This window comes from Pedobacter sp. ASV28 (genome assembly GCF_016428855.1).
GTDB lineage: Bacteria > Bacteroidota > Bacteroidia > Sphingobacteriales > Sphingobacteriaceae > Pedobacter.
In genome coordinates this window covers 35,637-54,676 of record NZ_JAELTN010000005.1, presented here as the reverse complement: position 1 = coordinate 54,676, position 19,040 = coordinate 35,637, and the positions used below count along the sequence as shown (strand labels likewise).

Below are 19,040 nucleotides of genomic sequence, written 5' to 3'. Positions count from 1 at the left end.
TGTTATTTGATGATTAGTTTTTGAGCAGGTAAATCGGCAATTTTTACTAAATAAATGCCTGAAGTAGGTTTATTGTTTAGGTTGATTTTGGCAATACCGTGATCAATATTTACCGTTTGGCTGAAAATCACCACACCATAGATATTACTGATTACAACAGGTGCAGCATTAGCATTGTTGCCGCTTAAGTTGATTTTAAATTCGGAACCGGCCAATGGATTTGGGGATAATTTAAGGTTCTGTACAGTAAACGCAACGTTTTGTACGGTATGTCCTACCACTTTGCTACTTCCGTTCAGGTCTACTTGTGTTAGTCGATAATAATTCTGACCAACTAAGGGGCTACCATCAGCATATTGATAGTCTAACCTAATGCGGCTGTTGCTACCTTTAGAAGCTACGCTTTGTAAAGAAGTGAAATTTTTACCGTCGGCACTTCTCTCTACCAAGAAATGGGCATTATCTTGTTCCGATGAAGTAGCCCAAGTCAAATTCACGGTTCCATTATTTGTCAATTTGCTGTTAAAGTTAATTAGGCTTACAGGTAAAGTTCCGTTTGCAGGTGTACCAAATGCCTGTATCTCATATATAGAATAGCCGTAGGGTGCAAATGGAGCAGTTTTCTTAGTGCAATATATTCTTAAGTAACGACCGGTTCCCGATAGGGTATGGTTGCGCTGATTATTCTCTGCCGCTGTATTTCCAGTAATGGTTAACACATCAGTCCAGGTAGAAGTATTGTTGGAAGTTTGTATAGTGTATTCTTCTGCTTTTGCGCCTTCCCAAAGAATATTAACTGCAGAAAGATTGTAGGTATCTCCCAAATCTACATAGATCCACTGCGCATCAGTTTGGCTGGCGTTGTGTGCGCTTTCCCATCTGGTGGCATTATTTCCATCATTGGCAAAAGTAGCCAGACCTGCCACACCTAAAGATGAAGAAGAAACAATAGACTGGTGCAAAGCGAGATTGAGAGATGAATTACAGCTACCAATTACAAATTGATGTTTAGCTGCTATATTGTTCTTTTCGCCGCCTGTGGTGCTGTATACAAAATAGAAGTGTATAGTTTGTCCATCTGTAGCATTAAGCTGATAAGGAACATTGGGTTGTATGTTGACACCAGGCATAGGATCTATACCTGTAGTGTTATAATAGAAAATCAGTGTGCTACTTCCGTTGGTTGGGCGATTAGGGTTTGGAATAAACGTGATGGTCGGGTTACTGTTATTCCATGAGAACTTATAAGTGTAATCACTATCCATACCCAATCCGCCGCATTGTGGAGCAACAATAGGCAATTCCACAGTTACGTTAATGGCCCCAGAAGTGGTTACATTTCCACTGTTATCTGTGGCTACTGCAGTAATGCTATAATTTCCTCCGTTAACATTTTCCCAGTTATAGGTGTATGGAGCATCTAAATCTTCGCCTAATTTAGTACTGCCATTGTAAAATTCTACTTTGGCTATGGTTCCATCTACATCACTAGCCGTTGCTTCCAAAGGAATGGTAGCTGGTGTGGCATAAATGGCATTATTTGCTGGTGAGACTAAACTAACCTTAGGCGCAAGGTTGACAGGTACGGTTGTGCTATACACTTCCAGTTCGTAAATGGAATAACCATAGGGCAGCATTCTTTCTGTACAATATATTCTCACATATCGACCCGATACAGCCAGATTGGTATAATCGTTTATCAAAGTAGTATTATTTACGATGTTTTGTATTGGCGTACCCCAGTTGTTGATGTCGTTTGATACTTCTACCAGATAATTTTTAGCACCGGCAGCTTCCCAGGTAATCTTAATTTGACTAATGTTATAGACTGCACCAAGATCTACATAGGCCCATTGTACAAAAGCACCATGAGGGCTTTCCCATCTACCACCAGTAGTACTGCCATCAACTATAGCATTAGCGCCGCCCCCGGCAGATACCACTACCTGTTTGTTTAAGGCCACGTTGGTTTGTGCGCAAGCGAAAAATGCAAAGCACAACAAGCTCATCAATAAAGTAAATTTTAATTTCATGTTTTTTTGGTTTAGATTGATAATATTGTTTTAAGACCTCTCAATAGTCACATATTTCAAAAGCTTAATGTTGCTACAAACGACTGTCCAACCATTCTATTCTTGTTTTTAGCCATTTTTTTATTTGGTTAACCTCTCCATTATAGGTGTAATATATCTCGGGGTTGGGCCATACTTTTTTATCTAATATTTTCCATATGGCGAAGTTTTGTTTTTGGGCGAGGGCCAGTTTTGAGGCTTGTGTATCAATGTTTTTCAGCATGTCTTCCACTTCCTTATGCCTTATTTCTCTCCATCTGGCTTTAACCTTTGCTTCAAAAACTGGATCGTCGAAAAGACGGGTAAACCAAGGGCCATGTTTAATCCACCAGCCTTGGGGGTCAACGGTAATAGAATAATCGATGTTGCCCATACTTAGGTCAAAGTCCCATAGGGGACCCATTCCTAGTTTCCCATTCCTGTCTTTATAATAAAATATACTACTGAAATTTTGTGCATCTTGGTTTTTTACCAGCTCTTGTACCAAAAACCAGTTGATGAAAGATTCTACATCGATATATTTTGCATAACCGTTTATTGGGTCTGCAAAATTTTCGGCATAAATGGCATTTTCTGTGTCTGTAAGGTATTTTTTGATGTAGTTGTATCTTTCGGTTGTTATGTCATCTGGCGATTTTATGGCAAAAGGTAGGGCTCTGATGGTGGTTTTTACAATGTAAGCCTCATCTTCACGCTTATCTAGTTCCACCAAATAGCCTCCTGTAATTTTATCACTTCCTGTATCGCCCGATTTCAGTTCGGTAATCTCTACCCTTCCTGGGTTAACTTCTATCTGTTCGGTGAGGGTGTAGGTACCTATATAGCTGTTGTTTAAAATGACTTCTACTTGGCGGTATTCTGGTGTAAAATTAGCGTTAATGGCTCGTCCAAAATCGAATACTACTGCCGTTCTTAGTAGCGTTTTGTCAGAATAATTGGCCAACAGTACCCAATTTTTGGCCTCATGAAGGCCCAGTACTTTTGCCTTTTGTTTCAACTTGATTCTGTAAGGTTTTTTGGGCATGCCCCAAGTTGAGTTTCCTCTTCCCTTGATTTCCATCTGCAAGTTGTTTGCTTCCTGTTCAAAATCAAGATTAGGATTAACAGAAAGTACTCCGTTTAGATAAACATCTTTTGAAACAATAGGCGCTTTACCTTCCGTGTCTATTTTGAAAACGGGCAGTCCTGTAAATTCTTTAACCTTGATAATAAAGTTCCGTTCTTCTCCATTTGAAAAAACCAGATGACAGTTTTGCACTTGGGTAAAATCGTTTATCGAAATATCACTCTGCTGCTTGGTGCCGTTTAGCCAAAAGCTTACCAAATCTTTGTTGAACGATAGTACGAGTGCTTTTTTATCGGGGTTTAGGAAAGGAATTACTGCACGTATCTCATTCCCATAGAATTCACAAATTACATCTTTGCCAATACTAGGATTATTTTTGGCATCGAACTTGAATGCAAGCGATGCCAAAAATTCGGGTGATATTTCCTGCTTTATTTTGTCTCTTTTACAGCTTGCAAAAACTGTAATGAAAAATAAACAGCAGTAGACTATCTTTTTCATTTGTTTATGTCTTAGGTACATTACAAGAGTCTACTGGAAACTTAACCAGTTTAAACAGGTGGTTCCGCTTTGCATGGTTAATCTAATGGTGTGCTTCCCTTTTGATAAGGTAATGTCTGTATCTGAGGTTTTCCAAATGTTATCTTCGCCCGTTTTTGCTAAATTCCAAGTTTTATTGGCTTGTCCGTCAATAGTAAGGGCTATAGTAGCATCACTATAGGAAGCATGTCGAAATTTTAATTTGTAACTGCCATCACTTGGAACATCAATTTGGTATTCCATCCACCTATCTTTTAGGAAATCGTACACTTCAATTGCCCCCGACTTGTCTGTAGTAGGGCGTAGGTAAACACTGGGTGACCAGGTATTTTCTTGTGTGGCATTTGCCGTAGAATTTAAGGCGGTGTAATGTGCTGCAGGAATAACCATTCCTTTGCCGTAATAAGTTGTTTTGTCAAAAGATGACATATTAACAAATACTTTACCCAAATTGGTAAGGGTATAGGGCTGTGTTTTAGTAAGCAATTGCATATATGGGTAGCTGTCCACACTGCCAGAAGTACGTGGAATAAACCAGGCATAACGCACCACATTAGGATTGGCCTCCATATAGTTCAACACATCGCACATGTACCTCATTTGTTGATTGGCATTTGTAATGCTCGGCTCCCAAGCACAAAATTCGGTCATCCAAATTGGCTTTCCATATTTCTTAAATCGTTCTACATAGCTTTTAAAAGCTGCAGGAACGGCCATATAACAATGCAAGGCAATTCCGTCGAAATAAGAAAGAGGCACCAATTGAAAAAACTCATCTAACCATTTAATGGGATCGCTATAACCCGCAAGTGTGCCATAATTCATCGCCGGAGAGATGATTTTCATGTTGAGCTCATCGGCTAGGCTTTTAACCTCATTAAAAATAGCAGCGGCCTGTTGCGGGGTCATATTGGCCTGATCGGTTAGATTGGGCTCGTTATAAGCCAATAAGTACTGACACGAAGGATGTTTAGCTTTGTAGGCACGTATCTTATCCTTGCTGAAGTTTCCGTTCCAAGTCATGGGAAAAAAAGCAATGTTCTTGGCTGCAGTTTTTTGGTCCAGATCGGTAGAAATGTCATTGGCCCAATTGTAAAACCACGAAACCCCACCGCCCAAAAGGTCAACATCATCCATGATTTGGAAATTATAGGAAACCCCTCTTTTTTCGCTGCGTTTTTGAAGGCTCTTTACTTCTACAATGGTTTCATCTTCTTCTTTTGGGGCGGTACTTTTCTTCTTACAAGATAAGATGCCGATAGCAAGGAATAGGCAAACTATAAAATATATCGTCTTTTTCATTTTTAATTGGTTTTTTGATATACTTTAACAAAATCCACATACATATTAGCAGGTCCGTTGTTTAATGCAGTAATCTGGTTAATGTTTAGGATACCGGTAAAGTGCCCGCCCACAGCTAAGTTTAACAAGATAAAGTTGTCCTTATGGAAATAAAGGCCCGGCGAATTCACATTGGCCTTATCGGTAATGGCCATTTCGAAATAAGGTTGCGCATTTGGGTTTTTATCAAGATCTAGGTACATTTTTATGGCATTTTCATCCCATATCACCGTAAATAGATGAAAGTCATCTTGGATACCATAGTTAAGGGTAGTGGCTTTGGCATAATTTGGATAGGCACCGCCATTCCAATCAGGTCCCCAGTGGCAAGCTCCGTTAAAGTACTTGTCTTGCGTGCCGTTTTTTATGCCATTGGCATTACCCATTTCCAGGATATCGATTTCGCCACACTTTGGCCATCCTACGGTACTGTGATCATTGCCCATCATCCAGAATGCAGGCCATAAACCGTTAGCTGTTTTTGGGAGCTTGATACTTGCTTCGATTTTTCCATACTTAAAGAACTTTTTACCTTTGGTGATCAAACGACCAGATGTTGCACTTTTGCCCAGATATTGTTCTTTTTTAGCAGTAATGATCAGGCAGCTCTTACCTGTAGCGGGCTCTTTCCCCAAAGAGATATTTTCTTCTTTGTAATATTGAAGCTCATTATTGCCTCCCCCATCACCATTTACCTCGATGGTCCAATTGTTTTTGTTTAAGCTGCCATCTGCAAAGAGGTCTTCCCAAACCAGCTTGTAATTGCCTGTTTCACCAGAACCTACTTCTTTATTTTCTGGTTTCGCATCCGTTTTATTCTTACTGCCACAGGCAGCGAAAATGATCAGTAGCAGGCTAAAAAAAATATTATAATTCATGAACTTCATTGCTTATGCGGTTTTATACAAACATTGGATAGGACATTTACCATTATTTCCATCGTTGTAATGATTTGTTTATTTCCTCTTTTGCATAGTTGCAAAAGAGGAAGGTGTTTTGCTCTATTGGTTATTGAGCAGGTTTATAGAAGAAGATACCATCTATGTCTAAGGTTGTTCCGGCAGTGCCTCCGCTTAAAATAGCTACAATATTGGCATTAAATCCAGCAGAGGTGTATCTCAAACCTTGATCTTTTAAATAGCTCATAGGTACTTCTATGTGTTGCCATTCGCCATTGCGGGTAAAGTTTTTGTAGGGCTGGTAGTTCACACCATTATCTACAAAAGGAGTTGCACCAATTACAATCTTCACATCTTTGGTACCATCGTTTAAGATGATCATATGTGATGCATTGTCTTTTCCTTTCATGGCAAAGTGTAATACATGCTGATCGGTAACGCCGCTTAGGTCTGCTTTGATAGTTGTAGCAGTCACAAAACCACAACCAGACCAGCCAATGTTGTTGACCACTAAACTGGTCCAGCCTTCTACCTCTCCGAAAGAATTCGGGCCACTAGAGCTTCCTGCTAAGTAAGTATTGTCCCAAACGTAAAGGAATGAGTTAACATCGTCTGTACGATAGTCTTTTTTGACCTTCGAATGGATATTTTTTTCGCTGGAGGCATCAAGCGTAATCAAATAGTAATCACTTCCTTTTAGATACCTTGAAAGGTTTGGATTGCCGGTTCCTGGCTTCTCTTCTTCTTCTTTTGGCGAATCGCTGCTTTTTTTACATGAAGTGGTTACTGAAGCGGTGAACAGCACAGCTAATAACATTAATAATACGGATTGTTTTTTCATGACATTTAGTTTGATTAAATACTGTTTTTATAGTTGATTATTGTTTTTGCAATTTTAGTTACTGCCCAATGAGCCTAGATTGATCTCTTCTTCCGGAACGGGGAATAGCTCATGTTTGCCTTTAATAAAATCGGCCATCTGTTGTCTGGCTTCTGCGGTTTCCGTTGCTTTGTAGGCATCCATAATTTCTTTGGCAATACCCCATCTGCAGATGTCGAACCAACGGTGGCCTTCCATGGCCAATTCAACACGCCTTTCGTGTCTTACTGCTTTTCTCAAATCGTCTTTGTTATCGGCATAACCTCTATAGTTTGGAAAAGTGGGAAGAATGGCATTGTTGCCTTGTCTCGCTCTATTTCGCACTTTTTCGAGGGCCCATTTTGCGGTAGTAGTATTGTTGTTTTCTATGCAGGCTTCTGCATACATCAAGAGCACATCGGCATACCTTATTACTTTGTTGTTGATCGGGCCACGACTATTATGGCTTAATGGGAACAGGGTATTCCCAGGGCCATCATTCATCATGGCATATTTTCTGTTAAGGTATCGGCTGCCCAAATAAATTTCCTGTTCGGCATTTTCTATATCTGCCGTACTGGGATTTAAAATGGTAACATCTCTACGGGGATCGCCTGTTTCGTATTCGTTGTACAGGCTTTGTGTTGGTTTGTTAAAGCCCCAACCACCGCCAAGTTTCGAAGACCGGGACCTGGTAAGGATCACTGAAAATGTGCCACGGGTAAAACCAAAGCCTTGCCCATAATCGCTGGTGGGGTCTTCCATATACTGGATTTCGAAGACAGACTCTGAACCATTTTCGCCCAATAAAGTAAAGTTGTCCTTATAATTAGTAGTAAGACGATATTGAGACTCATTTTCTGCCTGAGCTACTATAGCAGCACCCCATTTTTCTGCCTCAATATTATTGTTAAGGCTCAGGTAAGTTTTTAATAACATAGCTTGTGCCGCACCTTTGGTTGCCCTGCCCATATCTACTGCAGCATATTCACTTTTTTTCCAAAGCTTAGCTTCTGCATCTAATAAGTCGGTAGTAATGAGCTTATAGATTTCAGCCACTGGAGCTTTAGGTTGTTTCCATTGCGAGGCGCTCTCAATCACAAAATCTACCTTTGGAACACTGCCAAAAACCCTAACCAACCGGTAGTAATAAAAAGCTCTTAGGTATTTCGCCTCACCAATTAAGCGGTCTTTAAGCCTTTGGTCCATCGTTGCATCTGGTACTACGGAAGGAATTTGCTGCAGTGCCAAATTACATCGTGCAATGCCTTGATATTGTGAACGGTAATAATCTAAAAGGTATGGGTTGTTGGCTTGTGTTTTGAAGTTTTCCATGTCATATACAGCAGACATGTCTGCAATGTTTTGCCCACCTTTCAAAGCATCATCAGAAACTACATCGCCAATAAACCATTCACTATAATAGGTACTGTTAAACTCCCAGCCCAATGGAGCGTAAGAAGCATTTACTGACTGTATAGCTGTTTGTCCTGAAGTAAAAAAGTCTTCAAGTTTGGTTACCCCAGGTGTAGGTTCGGTAAGCCATTTTTTGCACGAAGAAATGCTCATTGCACCCATTAAAAGTGCCGCTGCTAAAATATATTTATGTGTACTATTTTTTTTCATGACCATTAGATTTAGAAGTTAACTTGGGCACCCAACATGAAAGTCCTAGATTGAGGATAATTGCCAAAATCTACCCCGCTACCAATTTCTGGATCGTAACCTGTATACTTGGTAAAGGTTAACAGGTTATTGCCTGCTACATATATCCTACACTTGTTAAGACCTTTTATGGATGCAGGTAAAGTATACCCAACCTGTACGTTTTTAAGCCTTAAATAGGCGCCACTTTCTACAAAGCGACTGGATGCAAAGCGGTTAACGGTACTGTATGGATTTGGAATATCACCGTTAAGATTAGTAGGAGACCAAGCATTGCGCATGGAGGTGCTTAAAGTAGCTTCGGTACCTGTTCCTTCTGTCCTCATGCGTACGGCATTAAAAATGTCGTTACCATATACGCCCTGTAAGAAGACTTGCAAATCAAAATTGTTCCAATTGGCACCTAGGTTTAAACCATAAGTTAACCAGGGAAATGGGTTGCCAATTTTTTGTTGGTCTTTGTCGTCAATTAAACCATCGCCATTAAGATCTTGGTATTTGGCGTCGCCAGCATGGTAAGAAATGGAACTGGCCGTATAACCACGTAAATGGTTTAATGCCTCTTGATCGCTGCGGTAAATACCTTCATATTTATAGCCCCACAAAGAAAACAAAGGCATGCCCTGATCACTTAAAGTGTAAGTTCCAAATACACGTTCTCCTCCATTAAGTGCCGTTAATTCATTTTTAATGAAAGAAACGTTACCTGTAATGTTGTAGTTAAAAGCTTTGCCTTTTAGCGTCGCATTATTTTGATAGGTAAGGGTAAGCTCTACCCCTTTATTGCGTACCGTGCCCACATTGGCAATGGCATCATAACGATTACCCACATGTGCAGGTGCTTTTACACTGAGCAACATATCTTTTGTATCTCTGATAAAAGCATCTATGGTACCGGTGAATTTGTTTTTATATAAACCGAAATCAACTCCAAAGTTGTATTGCTCTGTTCTTTCCCATTTTCCACCCCTGTTGACATAGGTTAAGATTGTAGCGCCACTCGCCAACTGTTGGTCTACGCCAAAAACGTAGTCTACAAAGGTTGGCCCGTTGTTGAACATTTTTAAGATGAAATTATCAGAACCGATTTTTTCATTACCAATTTGTCCATAACCTGCACGTATTTTTAAGTAATCAAGGTTGGAAATATTCTTCATCCATGATTCTTCGCTAATGCGCCATGCAAGGGCCATGGAAGGGAAATATCCCCATAGGTTTTCTTGGAATTTACTTGAGGCATCGCCCCTGAAATTGAAAGTTGCCAAATATTTACTGTCATAGCTGTATTGTAATCTTCCAAGCATGGAGAACATCCTGGTACGGGCTACGGCATCTGAAGTAGGAGTTCTATCTTCTGTTGTTTGCGACAGGTACCAATTGGTTTCACTAGGGTTTAAAATAGATGCTCCAGAACCGCCAATACTATAATAGTTATATTGCTCACTAACTGAACCCGCCATGATAGAGAAACTATGCTTTTTGATGTCTTTAGCATAGGTAAGGATATTTTCGAATCTCACCACCGAAGAACGGGACATGCTGCTAGAGATGAAGTTCTTATTGTTGCCGTCGTAATCGGAATACCTGTAAGCATCCTTAAACATCTTGTTTCTGTTGTTGTTCATGTCCATGCTTACATCCGAACGGAACGTTAGGCCAGCAAAAGGTTTTAGTTCAGCGTAGATATCACCAACTAGACGCTCGTTCTTATCAGAGGGATGCGAATGCTCCACCATAGAAAAGGGATTGGTCACATTTCTGAAGTTGGAAGAAGCACTGATTTGATTGCTCAAGTTTTTACCATTTAGGTTTACGGCACCCGAAGGATAATGGGTAGGGTCCCAAGGTGCCATGGCCAAGGCTGCCGATAGCACCGAAGCACCAGGGCTGGCATTATTGTTCATGGCATTTCTACCTTCGGATGGGGCAAAAGTTAAGTTTTGACCAACTTTTAGCCAACTTTTAATTTGATGTCCTGAGTTTAACCTGAGTGTTAACCGCTCATAGTTTGAACCGATAATGGTACCATCCTGATTAAAATAACTGGCACTTAATGAATAGTTGCTTTTTTCGCTACCTCCATCAATAGATAGGTAATAATTCTGGATCAGGGCATTCTTATTAAATACTGCATCCTGCCAATCGGTTTCTATACTAGCATAGTTCACGCCATTAGGGTTGGCGGTAGATCTAATTACCGGAAAGTAGGGAGAGCTGCCCAAACGATAAGCATATAGCCAGCGGTTAAAACCATAATCACGGTAATAGTCTTTTTCAGAGGTTATATTATTAAGGTTGATGATCGTTTTGGCAAATTCTGCACTTTGCATTAAATCTAACTTCTTCCATCTATTTTGTACACCGCCATAGGCATCAAAAGTGACGGTTGTTTTTCCCTGTTTTCCCTTTTTTGTGGTGACCAAGATTACCCCATTGGCACCCCTAGATCCGTAGATGGCCGTAGAGGAAGCGTCTTTTAAAATCTCTGTTGACTCAATATCATTAGGACTAAGGAAAGAGATATCTCCCAAGATAATTCCATCCACTACATAAATAGGGGAACTATCGTTAACAGTTCCAATACCTCTAATTCTTACTACGGCTGGGGCACCTGGTTGCCCAGTATTGGCATTTACCGTAACGCCTGCGGCACGACCTTGTAAAGCTTGGTCTAAACTGGCAGCGGGTGTTTTCTTAAGGTCTTCTGCTTTAATAGAGGCAACCGATCCGGTTAAATCGCTCTTTTTAACAGTGCCATATCCAATGGCTACTACCTCGTTTAATAGCTTAACATCTGGAGCAAGACTAATCCTAAGTGTAGTGCTATTAGCACTTATCTTTCTTTCTTGGGCGGTGTAACCAATCATTGAAAATAGAAGGGTTTCATTAATGGGTACATCAATAAGAAACTTACCATCCAAATCGGTAGTTACCGCCTTAGTTGGCATAGATTTGAGCGATACAATTGCTCCTGATAAGGGTAGGCCGTCATCTGAACCTATTACGGTACCAGAAATCTTTACATTTTGTGCATGGGTAAGGTACACCCAAAATGATAATGCCAATAGTAGCACTAGTTTTTTCATACTTGGTTTATATTTGGTTAATTGGTGTACAACGAAAATCAGTATGGCAAGCTCATGCTGGTTAGGCATTTTTTGCTTGCTTTTTCGAAGCATTCTTTAGCAAATATTCGATAAAATGATTGTAATGCCTAAAAAAGCGACTGCACAAAACCACAACAATTAGAAAAAAAGTGAGGAATTAAAATCGATTTTTTTTATTTAAAATATTGTTTTACAATGTTTTGTTATTGTTTTGAGCGTACTGCACAAGTGAGCAGCCAGTTTTTCTATAACGAAATATTTAATACTCTTTGATGATTTAAGGTAAAATCTATCTAAATTTAATTTTAACGGCTTCAAGCAGACCGGAAAACAAACCTAAAACAATCTGTAATTTTTCATCATGCTTTTAATTCCCTGCAATAAATATGCTTTATGGGTTAAGAGAATTGAACATTAAATAGTATGAAGTACACCAGTTTCCTTATCCTAATTTTTATTGGCTGTTTGCGGGTAGCTGCACAAAATCCCATTGGTATTCCCCAGATTAATATGTACAGCAGTTTAGATTATAAAGGCGGGTCGCAAAATTGGGATATTGATCAGGATCAGAATGGACTGTTATACTTTGCCAACAACGAAGGGCTGTTGGTTTTTGATGGTCGTAACTGGAAATTATACTCCCTACCACATAAAACGGTAGTAAGATCGATAAAGATTGCCAGCGATGGTAAGATCTATGTTGGTGCACAAGATGAGATCGGATATTTTTTCCCAGATCAGAACGGTAGACTTGTTTATCATTCCATCCGGAATATTATTCCTGAGCAGGAACGTAAGTTTTCAGATATCTGGGATATCAGCATTATAAATAATGAAATATTTTTTAGATCGACCAATAAGATATTGCAGCTAAAAAATGGAAAAATAACGGTTCATAAGCCTCGCATGCTTTGGGAATTTATGGGAGAATGTAACCATAAAATTTATGCCCAAGATATTGCTACAGGATTAAATGTATACCAGAATGGAAAGTGGCAAAATATAGCGGCTCCGCATCAACTACAGGATGATTATGTAACTGCTATCTTAAATTTTTCTCCAGATACGCTTTTAGTAACAACCTTGAGAAAAGGCGCCTTTTTGGTTGGAAAAGACTTTGTGATGAAGAAGGTGCTGGAAAAGGAAGAAGAGCTTTTACGCAATAAGATGTATAAGGCCATAGCTATCAAAAACAACTGGATAGCTATCGCTACTTCGGCCGGCGGGACTTATATAATGGACAGATCGGGGAAAATGATACAGCAGTTTTCGTCAGAGGAGGGGCTATATAAGAATAATATCCGTAGTATTTTTATGGATAGAAATGGGAATTTTTGGCTGGGACTTGATGACGGGATTAACTTTATAGCTTTTAATAATGCCATAAAATACGTATACCCAGACAAAGCTAAGCAAACAAGTAGTTATTTTTCTTTAATTGATCAAGATCAACTATATGTAGGCACTTCTAATGGGGTTTATCGTACTCCACTGCAAAGCAACGTTCGAGACCTTAGCTATAGCCGGAATTTCTTTAAAGAAGTTGAAAATACAAACGGACAGGTTTGGGAACTATCTAAAATTAATGGGCAGATTCTTGTTGGCCATGAAGAAGGGGCCCTGGTGATAGAAGGAAAGTCGGCTAAAAGGATTTATTCATCTCCGGGTACCTGGCTTTTTACACAGCCTTGGGGCGACAGTACCATTATTGCAGGAACCTATTTTGGGCTGCACAAGATAGCATATAGAAATGGCGTGTTTACCAATGCAGGGAATATACAGGGATTAAACGAATCGCTGAGATTTTTAGTGGTAAATCACAATATGTTATGGGCTTCGCACCCTTATCGGGGAATTTTTAGGTTAAAGCTTAGCGCAGACAAAAGAAAAGTTATAGAGACAAAGTTCTACGATGAACGTAGCGGACTACCTTCTTTGCTGGGGAACTCTGTGGCGAAGATCAGAAATAGGGTCGTGGTGGCTACACAAAAAGGAATTTTTGAGTATGAAGAGAAAACTGATAGATTTGTACATTCGGCCTTTCTAAGGCCCATACTGAAGGACAATATTTATCATTATCTCAAAGAGGATAAAAGTGGTAACATTTGGTTTATTAGCCATAAAAAAGTAGGCTTGATAGATTTTCATGCAAAAACACCTCACAAGGCTTATACCATTGTCCATCTTCCAGAGTTGAACTCCTTGGTGGTTGCAGGTTTTGAACATATCTATCCTTACGATGATGAAAATGTTTTTATAGGGGCAAAGAAAGGCCTCATACATATCAATTATAAAGAATACAGTAAAAATATCAGACCAGTGAATGTTAATCTTTCATTGGTGAAAGCTATAGGGGAAAAGAATAACGTCATTTTTGGAGGCTATTTTTTAAGTGATGGCAAAATGACCAAGACCCAAAATATTAAGGAGCGTGTAGAGCTCGATAAGCAATTTAATTCCCTACATTTCGAATACTCCTCTACACTATATGAACAGCAGAATAATATAGAGTTTAGCTACCAATTGGTTGGGTCTGATAAAACTTGGTCTCAATGGAGTGGCAAGAATGAAAAAGACTATACCAATCTGCCTTACGGTGATTATATCTTTAAGGTAAAAGCCAGAAACAATCTTGGAAGCGAATCTGAAATAGCTACCTATACTTTTTACATCAAACCTGCGTGGTACGAAACATTTTGGGTATATGTATTTTATGCGGCAGTAATGGTAGGCGTGGTTAATTTCTTAATACAACGTCAAAAGAGGAAACACAAGAAAGAGCAGGACCATTTGAAGCATATGCACCAATTGGAAATTGACAGTAATGAAAAGCAAATTGTAAAACTGCAAAATGACAAGCTCGAAGCCGAGGTGAATTTTAAGAATAAAGAGTTGGCTACCATGGGGATGAACTTGGTACAAAAGAATAAATTGCTGACCAAAGTTCGTGAGGAAATTTCACAAATAGGAAAGACGAGCCCAGCAGGTGTCGATTTTAATAGCTATATCAAAAAGGTTATAAGACTTCTTAATGAAGCAGAAAAAGGCGATGCCGATTGGGAACAGTTCTCTATGCATTTTGACCATGTACACTCTAATTTCTTAAGTAAACTAAAGGAAAAGTTTCCAAATTTAGGGGCAAATGATCTAAAACTTTGTGCTTATCTTAAAATGAATCTGTCTTCCAAAGAAATAGCACAGTTGATGGGGATTAGCAGTAGGGCGGTAGAAGTAAGTAGATATAGGCTTAGAAAAAAAATACAGGTGCCTCAGGAAATGAGTTTGTTTGATTATCTAATACAGGCTACAAGCGAGAAGTAAGATTTGGGTCTAAATAAATTGAGGCATATAAATATAAAAGGGCGATCATTTTGATCGCCCTTTTTATTCTTATTCAGAAAGATCGAAAGTTTCCATAAACTTGGTGGTGAAATTACCCGCTCTAAAGTTGGGATCTTTCATCAGCTTTAAATGGAAAGGAATAGTAGTTTTGATTCCTTCTATTACGAATTCGCTCAAGGCTCGTTCCATGGTGCAAATTGCTTCCTCTCTTGTTTGCGCAACCGTAATGAGCTTTGCGATCATCGAGTCGTAGTTAGGTGGAATTTGATAACCTGCATACACATGGGTATCTACACGCACTCCATGACCACCTGGAGAGTGGAAATTGGTAATTTTGCCAGGAGACGGTCTAAAATTGTTAAAAGGGTCTTCAGCATTGATACGACACTCAATGGCATGCATATCTGGCATATAGTTTTTGCCTGAAATAGGGATGCCTGCAGCTACTTTGATCTGTTCTTTGATCAGGTCAAAATTGATGACTTCTTCTGTCACTGGGTGTTCTACTTGGATACGGGTATTCATTTCCATAAAGTAGAAATTGCGATGTTTATCTACAAGGAATTCAATGGTTCCGGCACCTTCATAATTTACAGCCAAAGCACCCTTGATGGCAGCTTCTCCCATTTTTTCACGCAATTCTGGTGTCATAAAAGGAGATGGGGCTTCTTCTACCAGTTTTTGGTGACGGCGTTGGATAGAGCAGTCTCTTTCTGAAAGATGGCAAGCTTTTCCATATTGGTCACCAATAACCTGAATTTCGATATGGCGAGGGTCTTCAATATATTTCTCTAGATAAAGACCATCATTGCCAAAAGCAGCACCTGACTCCTGACGGGCGCTATCCCATGCATTTTCAAAATCTTCATCTTTCCAAACTACACGCATACCACGGCCACCACCACCGGCAGTCGCTTTTAAGATAATAGGATAACCAATTTCATTGGCTAGCTTAATGCCTTCCTTTACGCTTCCCAGTAAACCTTCCGAGCCAGGAATAGTTGGCACACCTGCAATTTTCATGGTTTCTTTGGCAGATGATTTATCGCCCATGCCATTAATTTGCTCGGGCGTAGCCCCAATAAATTTAATTCCATAATCACGGCAAACGGATGAAAATTTAGCATTTTCAGATAGGAAACCATAACCAGGATGGATAGCATCTGCATTGGTCAATTCTGCAGCAGAGATAATATTGGGGATGCTTAAATAAGAATCCTTACTTGGCGGCGGACCTATACAAACAGCTTCATCGGCAAAACGCACGTGTAAACTCTCCCGATCAGCAGTAGAGTAAACCGCTACAGTTTTAATGCCCATTTCCTTACAGGTACGTATAATACGCAAAGCAATTTCGCCTCTATTGGCAATTAATATTTTTTTAAACATAGTCTCGTTCCTTTTCGTCAGTCTTTCTCAAAAGTACTGTCGTCATGCCGAATTTATTTCAGCATCTAAAATGATTTTAAAAAAAGAGACCCTGAAACAAGTTCAGGGTGACGTTAATAGCAATAGAAGTTTAAATAGGTTCAACTAAAAATAATGGTTGGTCATACTCTACAGGTGAGGCATTGTCAACTAAAATTTTAACGATACGGCCAGATACTTCACTTTCGATTTCGTTGAAAAGTTTCATCGCTTCGATAATACAAACCACTTTGCCAATGCCAATTTCATCGCCAACATTTACAAATGATGGTTTGTCTGGACTGGCAGAACGGTAGAAGGTACCAATCATGGGAGATTTAACGGTGATATATTTCGATGTATCTTCAACAGCAGCGGACGCAGGGGCTGCCGGAGTAGGTACTGCGGCACTTGGTGCTGCAACTGGTGCAACGGCTTGGGCTGCAACTGGAACAGCAGCGGGAATTGCTGCATTTACATAAACTGGATTTTGGTTAGTTTTAATAGTAATCTTGAAATTTTCTTGTTCAATGGCAACTTCATTTACTCCCGACCGAGAAACAAATTTTATAAGTTCCTGAATTTGTTTAATATCCATTCTCTTGTTGTTATGTTAAATAATTTGGTGTCTTGTTTGAATTAACTAAGTTAAGGTTTTTATATAGTTTTTTAGGTGTTTGGTTTTTTAGTTTTTTTTGTGTCTTTTTTAGACTATAGGCACATTGTAATTGCTAAACAACAAACCATCCAATCCACTAGAAAACTAATTAGCTATTATAAGCCCATTTCAAATAAACGGAACCCCAAGTAAAACCGCCGCCAAAAGCTGCTAAGATAATGTTGTCGCCTTTTTTAAGCTGGTTTTCCCATTCCCATAAACAAATAGGAATGGTTCCGTTTGTTGTATTGCCATAACGTTCAATATTGACCATTACCTTTTCGGAACTTACGCCCATTCTGGATGCTGTAGCATCAATGATGCGCTTATTGGCTTGGTGTGGCACCAGCCAAGCTACATCTTCTGAAGAGAGATGGTTTCTTTCCATGATTTCAGCGGCAACGTCGGCCATATTGGTTACGGCAAACTTAAATACCGTTTGGCCTTCTTGATGGGCAAAATGTTCTTTGGCATCTACTGTTTCGTGGCTTGCGGGTTTAACAGAACCCCCAGCTTTCATACCAAGATATTTTCCGCCAGAACCATCAGTTCTTAATATGGAATCCTGTATGCCAAAACCTTCTTCATTAGGCTCGAGTAGGGCACATCCACAACCGTCTCCAAAAATGATACAAGTGGTTCGATCTTCGTAATTGATAATAGATGACATCTTATCGCCGCCCACTACCAAAACTTTCTTATGTTTTCCCGATTCTATGAATTGAGCTCCAGTGGTCAGTCCAAAGAGGAAACCCGAACAGGCCGCCTGCAAATCATAACCCCATGCATTCGTAGCGCCAATTTTATCAGCTAGAACATTTGCTGTTGCAGGAAAAGTAAAATCTGGGGTAGTGGTACAAAATATGATCAGGTCTAAATCCTTAGCATCAATCCCTCTTTTCTTAAGTAGACCATTTACGGCATGGACCGCCATATCTGAGGTCCCTAAACCCTCGCCCTTTAATATTCTTCGCTCTTTTATACCCGTTCTGGTCATAATCCATTCATCGGAGGTATCGACAATGGTTTCTAGTTCTTTGTTGGTTAAAACGTAATCTGGAACGTGACCGTGAACTGCAGTAATTGCAGCGTGAATTTTACTCATTTTTTAATTTTTTAATTATTGGAATGCGGCTTGTATTTTATTGACCAATCCAGTGTTAATCATATCCCTCGATTGGAAGATCATATTTTTTATAGCCTCTGGACTAGATATGCCATGGCCAATCAAAACAGGTGCATTAACACCCAATACCGGACTTCCGCCATAGTTTTCATAGTTGAACCGGTCGAAGAACTCATCTTTAAGACCTTTCTTAATGGTCAACACATAAAATGACTCGGCCAGTTTCAACATGATATTTCCTGTAAAACCATCACATACAATAACGTCGGCCTTATCGTTGAACAAATCTCTGCCTTCCACATTGCCTACAAAGTTAAAGAGCTGCGTTTCCTTCATCAAAGGAAAGGTAGCCAATGAAAGCATATTGCCTTTTTCATCTTCTTCCCCAATGTTCATCAATGCCACTTTGGGATTGTCGATCTGCATGATGTGCTCTGCATATAGACTGCCTAAAGTGCCAAATTGAAGCAAAGTATCTGGTTTACAATCGGCATTTGCCCCAACATCTAAAAGAAGGCCAACGCCACCTTTGAGCTTGGGTACAATGGTACATAAGCAGGGTCTGATAATGCCAGGAATGGTTTTTACACTGAAAACAGCACCTACTAGCATGGCACCAGAATTGCCGGCACTTGCAAATGAATCGATTTTGCCTTCCTTTAATAATTGGAAGCCTACTGAAATACTGGAATTTGGTTTTTGAAGAATTGCTTTTGTAGCATGCTCGCCCATACCAATCACTTCGTCGGTATGTACGAATTCAAAGTGATCGGGGTTGAATCCTTTCTCTGAGAGTAGAGGTTTAATCTGCTGGGTATCTCCAATTAGCACTAAGTGCTCATGGGGAGCTAGGGATTGATGGGCTTCCATAGCTCCCAAGACAATTGCCTTGGGAGCATAGTCTCCGCCCATAATATCGAGACCTATTTTCATAGTAAAAATCTTTTGCGATAAAGCC

The 19,040-nt window shown here is 39.7% G+C and carries 12 protein-coding genes; 1 reads left to right on the top strand and 11 read right to left on the bottom strand.

Going from position 1 to position 19,040, the window contains the following annotated elements; translation table 11 throughout:
* Positions 1-2 precede the first annotated feature (2 nt).
* From JHD79_RS02935 to JHD79_RS02905, 7 genes are all read right to left on the bottom strand, one after another.
* A complete protein-coding gene (locus tag JHD79_RS02935; protein ID WP_199117648.1) occupies positions 3-2,033 on the bottom strand; it encodes a discoidin domain-containing protein in 2,031 nt (676 codons plus the stop codon).
* Between the two features lie 73 nt (positions 2,034-2,106).
* Positions 2,107-3,639, bottom strand: coding sequence for a CotH kinase family protein (locus tag JHD79_RS02930; RefSeq protein ID WP_199117647.1), 1,533 nt, complete (start codon positions 3,637-3,639; stop codon positions 2,107-2,109).
* Between the two features lie 30 nt (positions 3,640-3,669).
* Complete coding sequence (locus JHD79_RS02925) at positions 3,670-4,980, bottom strand: cellulase family glycosylhydrolase (RefSeq protein WP_199117645.1); 1,311 nt, start codon at positions 4,978-4,980, stop codon at positions 3,670-3,672.
* 2 nt (positions 4,981-4,982) lie between these two features.
* Positions 4,983-5,897: a family 16 glycosylhydrolase gene (locus JHD79_RS02920; protein WP_233164535.1), complete on the bottom strand. Its 915-nt coding sequence runs from the start codon at positions 5,895-5,897 to the stop codon at positions 4,983-4,985.
* 130 nt (positions 5,898-6,027) lie between these two features.
* Complete coding sequence (locus tag JHD79_RS02915; protein ID WP_199117643.1) at positions 6,028-6,759, bottom strand: hypothetical protein; 732 nt, start codon at positions 6,757-6,759, stop codon at positions 6,028-6,030.
* A 54-nt stretch (positions 6,760-6,813) separates the two neighbouring features.
* Positions 6,814-8,403, bottom strand: a complete 1,590-nt coding sequence (locus JHD79_RS02910) for a RagB/SusD family nutrient uptake outer membrane protein (protein WP_199117642.1) — start codon at positions 8,401-8,403, stop codon at positions 6,814-6,816.
* An 11-nt stretch (positions 8,404-8,414) separates the two neighbouring features.
* Positions 8,415-11,528, bottom strand: a complete 3,114-nt coding sequence (locus tag JHD79_RS02905; RefSeq protein ID WP_199117640.1) for a TonB-dependent receptor — start codon at positions 11,526-11,528, stop codon at positions 8,415-8,417.
* Between the two features lie 444 nt (positions 11,529-11,972).
* Here JHD79_RS02905 and JHD79_RS02900 point away from each other — a divergent pair, with 444 nt between their 5' ends.
* A complete protein-coding gene (locus JHD79_RS02900; RefSeq protein ID WP_199117639.1) occupies positions 11,973-14,870 on the top strand; it encodes a triple tyrosine motif-containing protein in 2,898 nt (965 codons plus the stop codon).
* Between the two features lie 69 nt (positions 14,871-14,939).
* Here JHD79_RS02900 and accC read toward each other — a convergent pair whose 3' ends face one another.
* From accC to plsX, 4 genes are all read right to left on the bottom strand, one after another.
* On the bottom strand, positions 14,940-16,280 hold the full coding sequence (accC, locus tag JHD79_RS02895; RefSeq protein ID WP_199117637.1) for an acetyl-CoA carboxylase biotin carboxylase subunit: 1,341 nt from the start codon (positions 16,278-16,280) through the stop codon (positions 14,940-14,942).
* Positions 16,281-16,410: 130 nt separating this feature from the next.
* Positions 16,411-16,896, bottom strand: coding sequence for an acetyl-CoA carboxylase biotin carboxyl carrier protein (gene accB, locus JHD79_RS02890; protein WP_199117635.1), 486 nt, complete (start codon positions 16,894-16,896; stop codon positions 16,411-16,413).
* A 169-nt stretch (positions 16,897-17,065) separates the two neighbouring features.
* Complete coding sequence (locus JHD79_RS02885; protein WP_199117633.1) at positions 17,066-18,061, bottom strand: beta-ketoacyl-ACP synthase III; 996 nt, start codon at positions 18,059-18,061, stop codon at positions 17,066-17,068.
* A gap of 15 nt (positions 18,062-18,076) precedes the next feature.
* Positions 18,077-19,015, bottom strand: a complete 939-nt coding sequence (gene plsX, locus JHD79_RS02880; protein ID WP_199117632.1) for a phosphate acyltransferase PlsX — start codon at positions 19,013-19,015, stop codon at positions 18,077-18,079.
* Between the last annotated feature and the right edge of the window lie 25 nt (positions 19,016-19,040).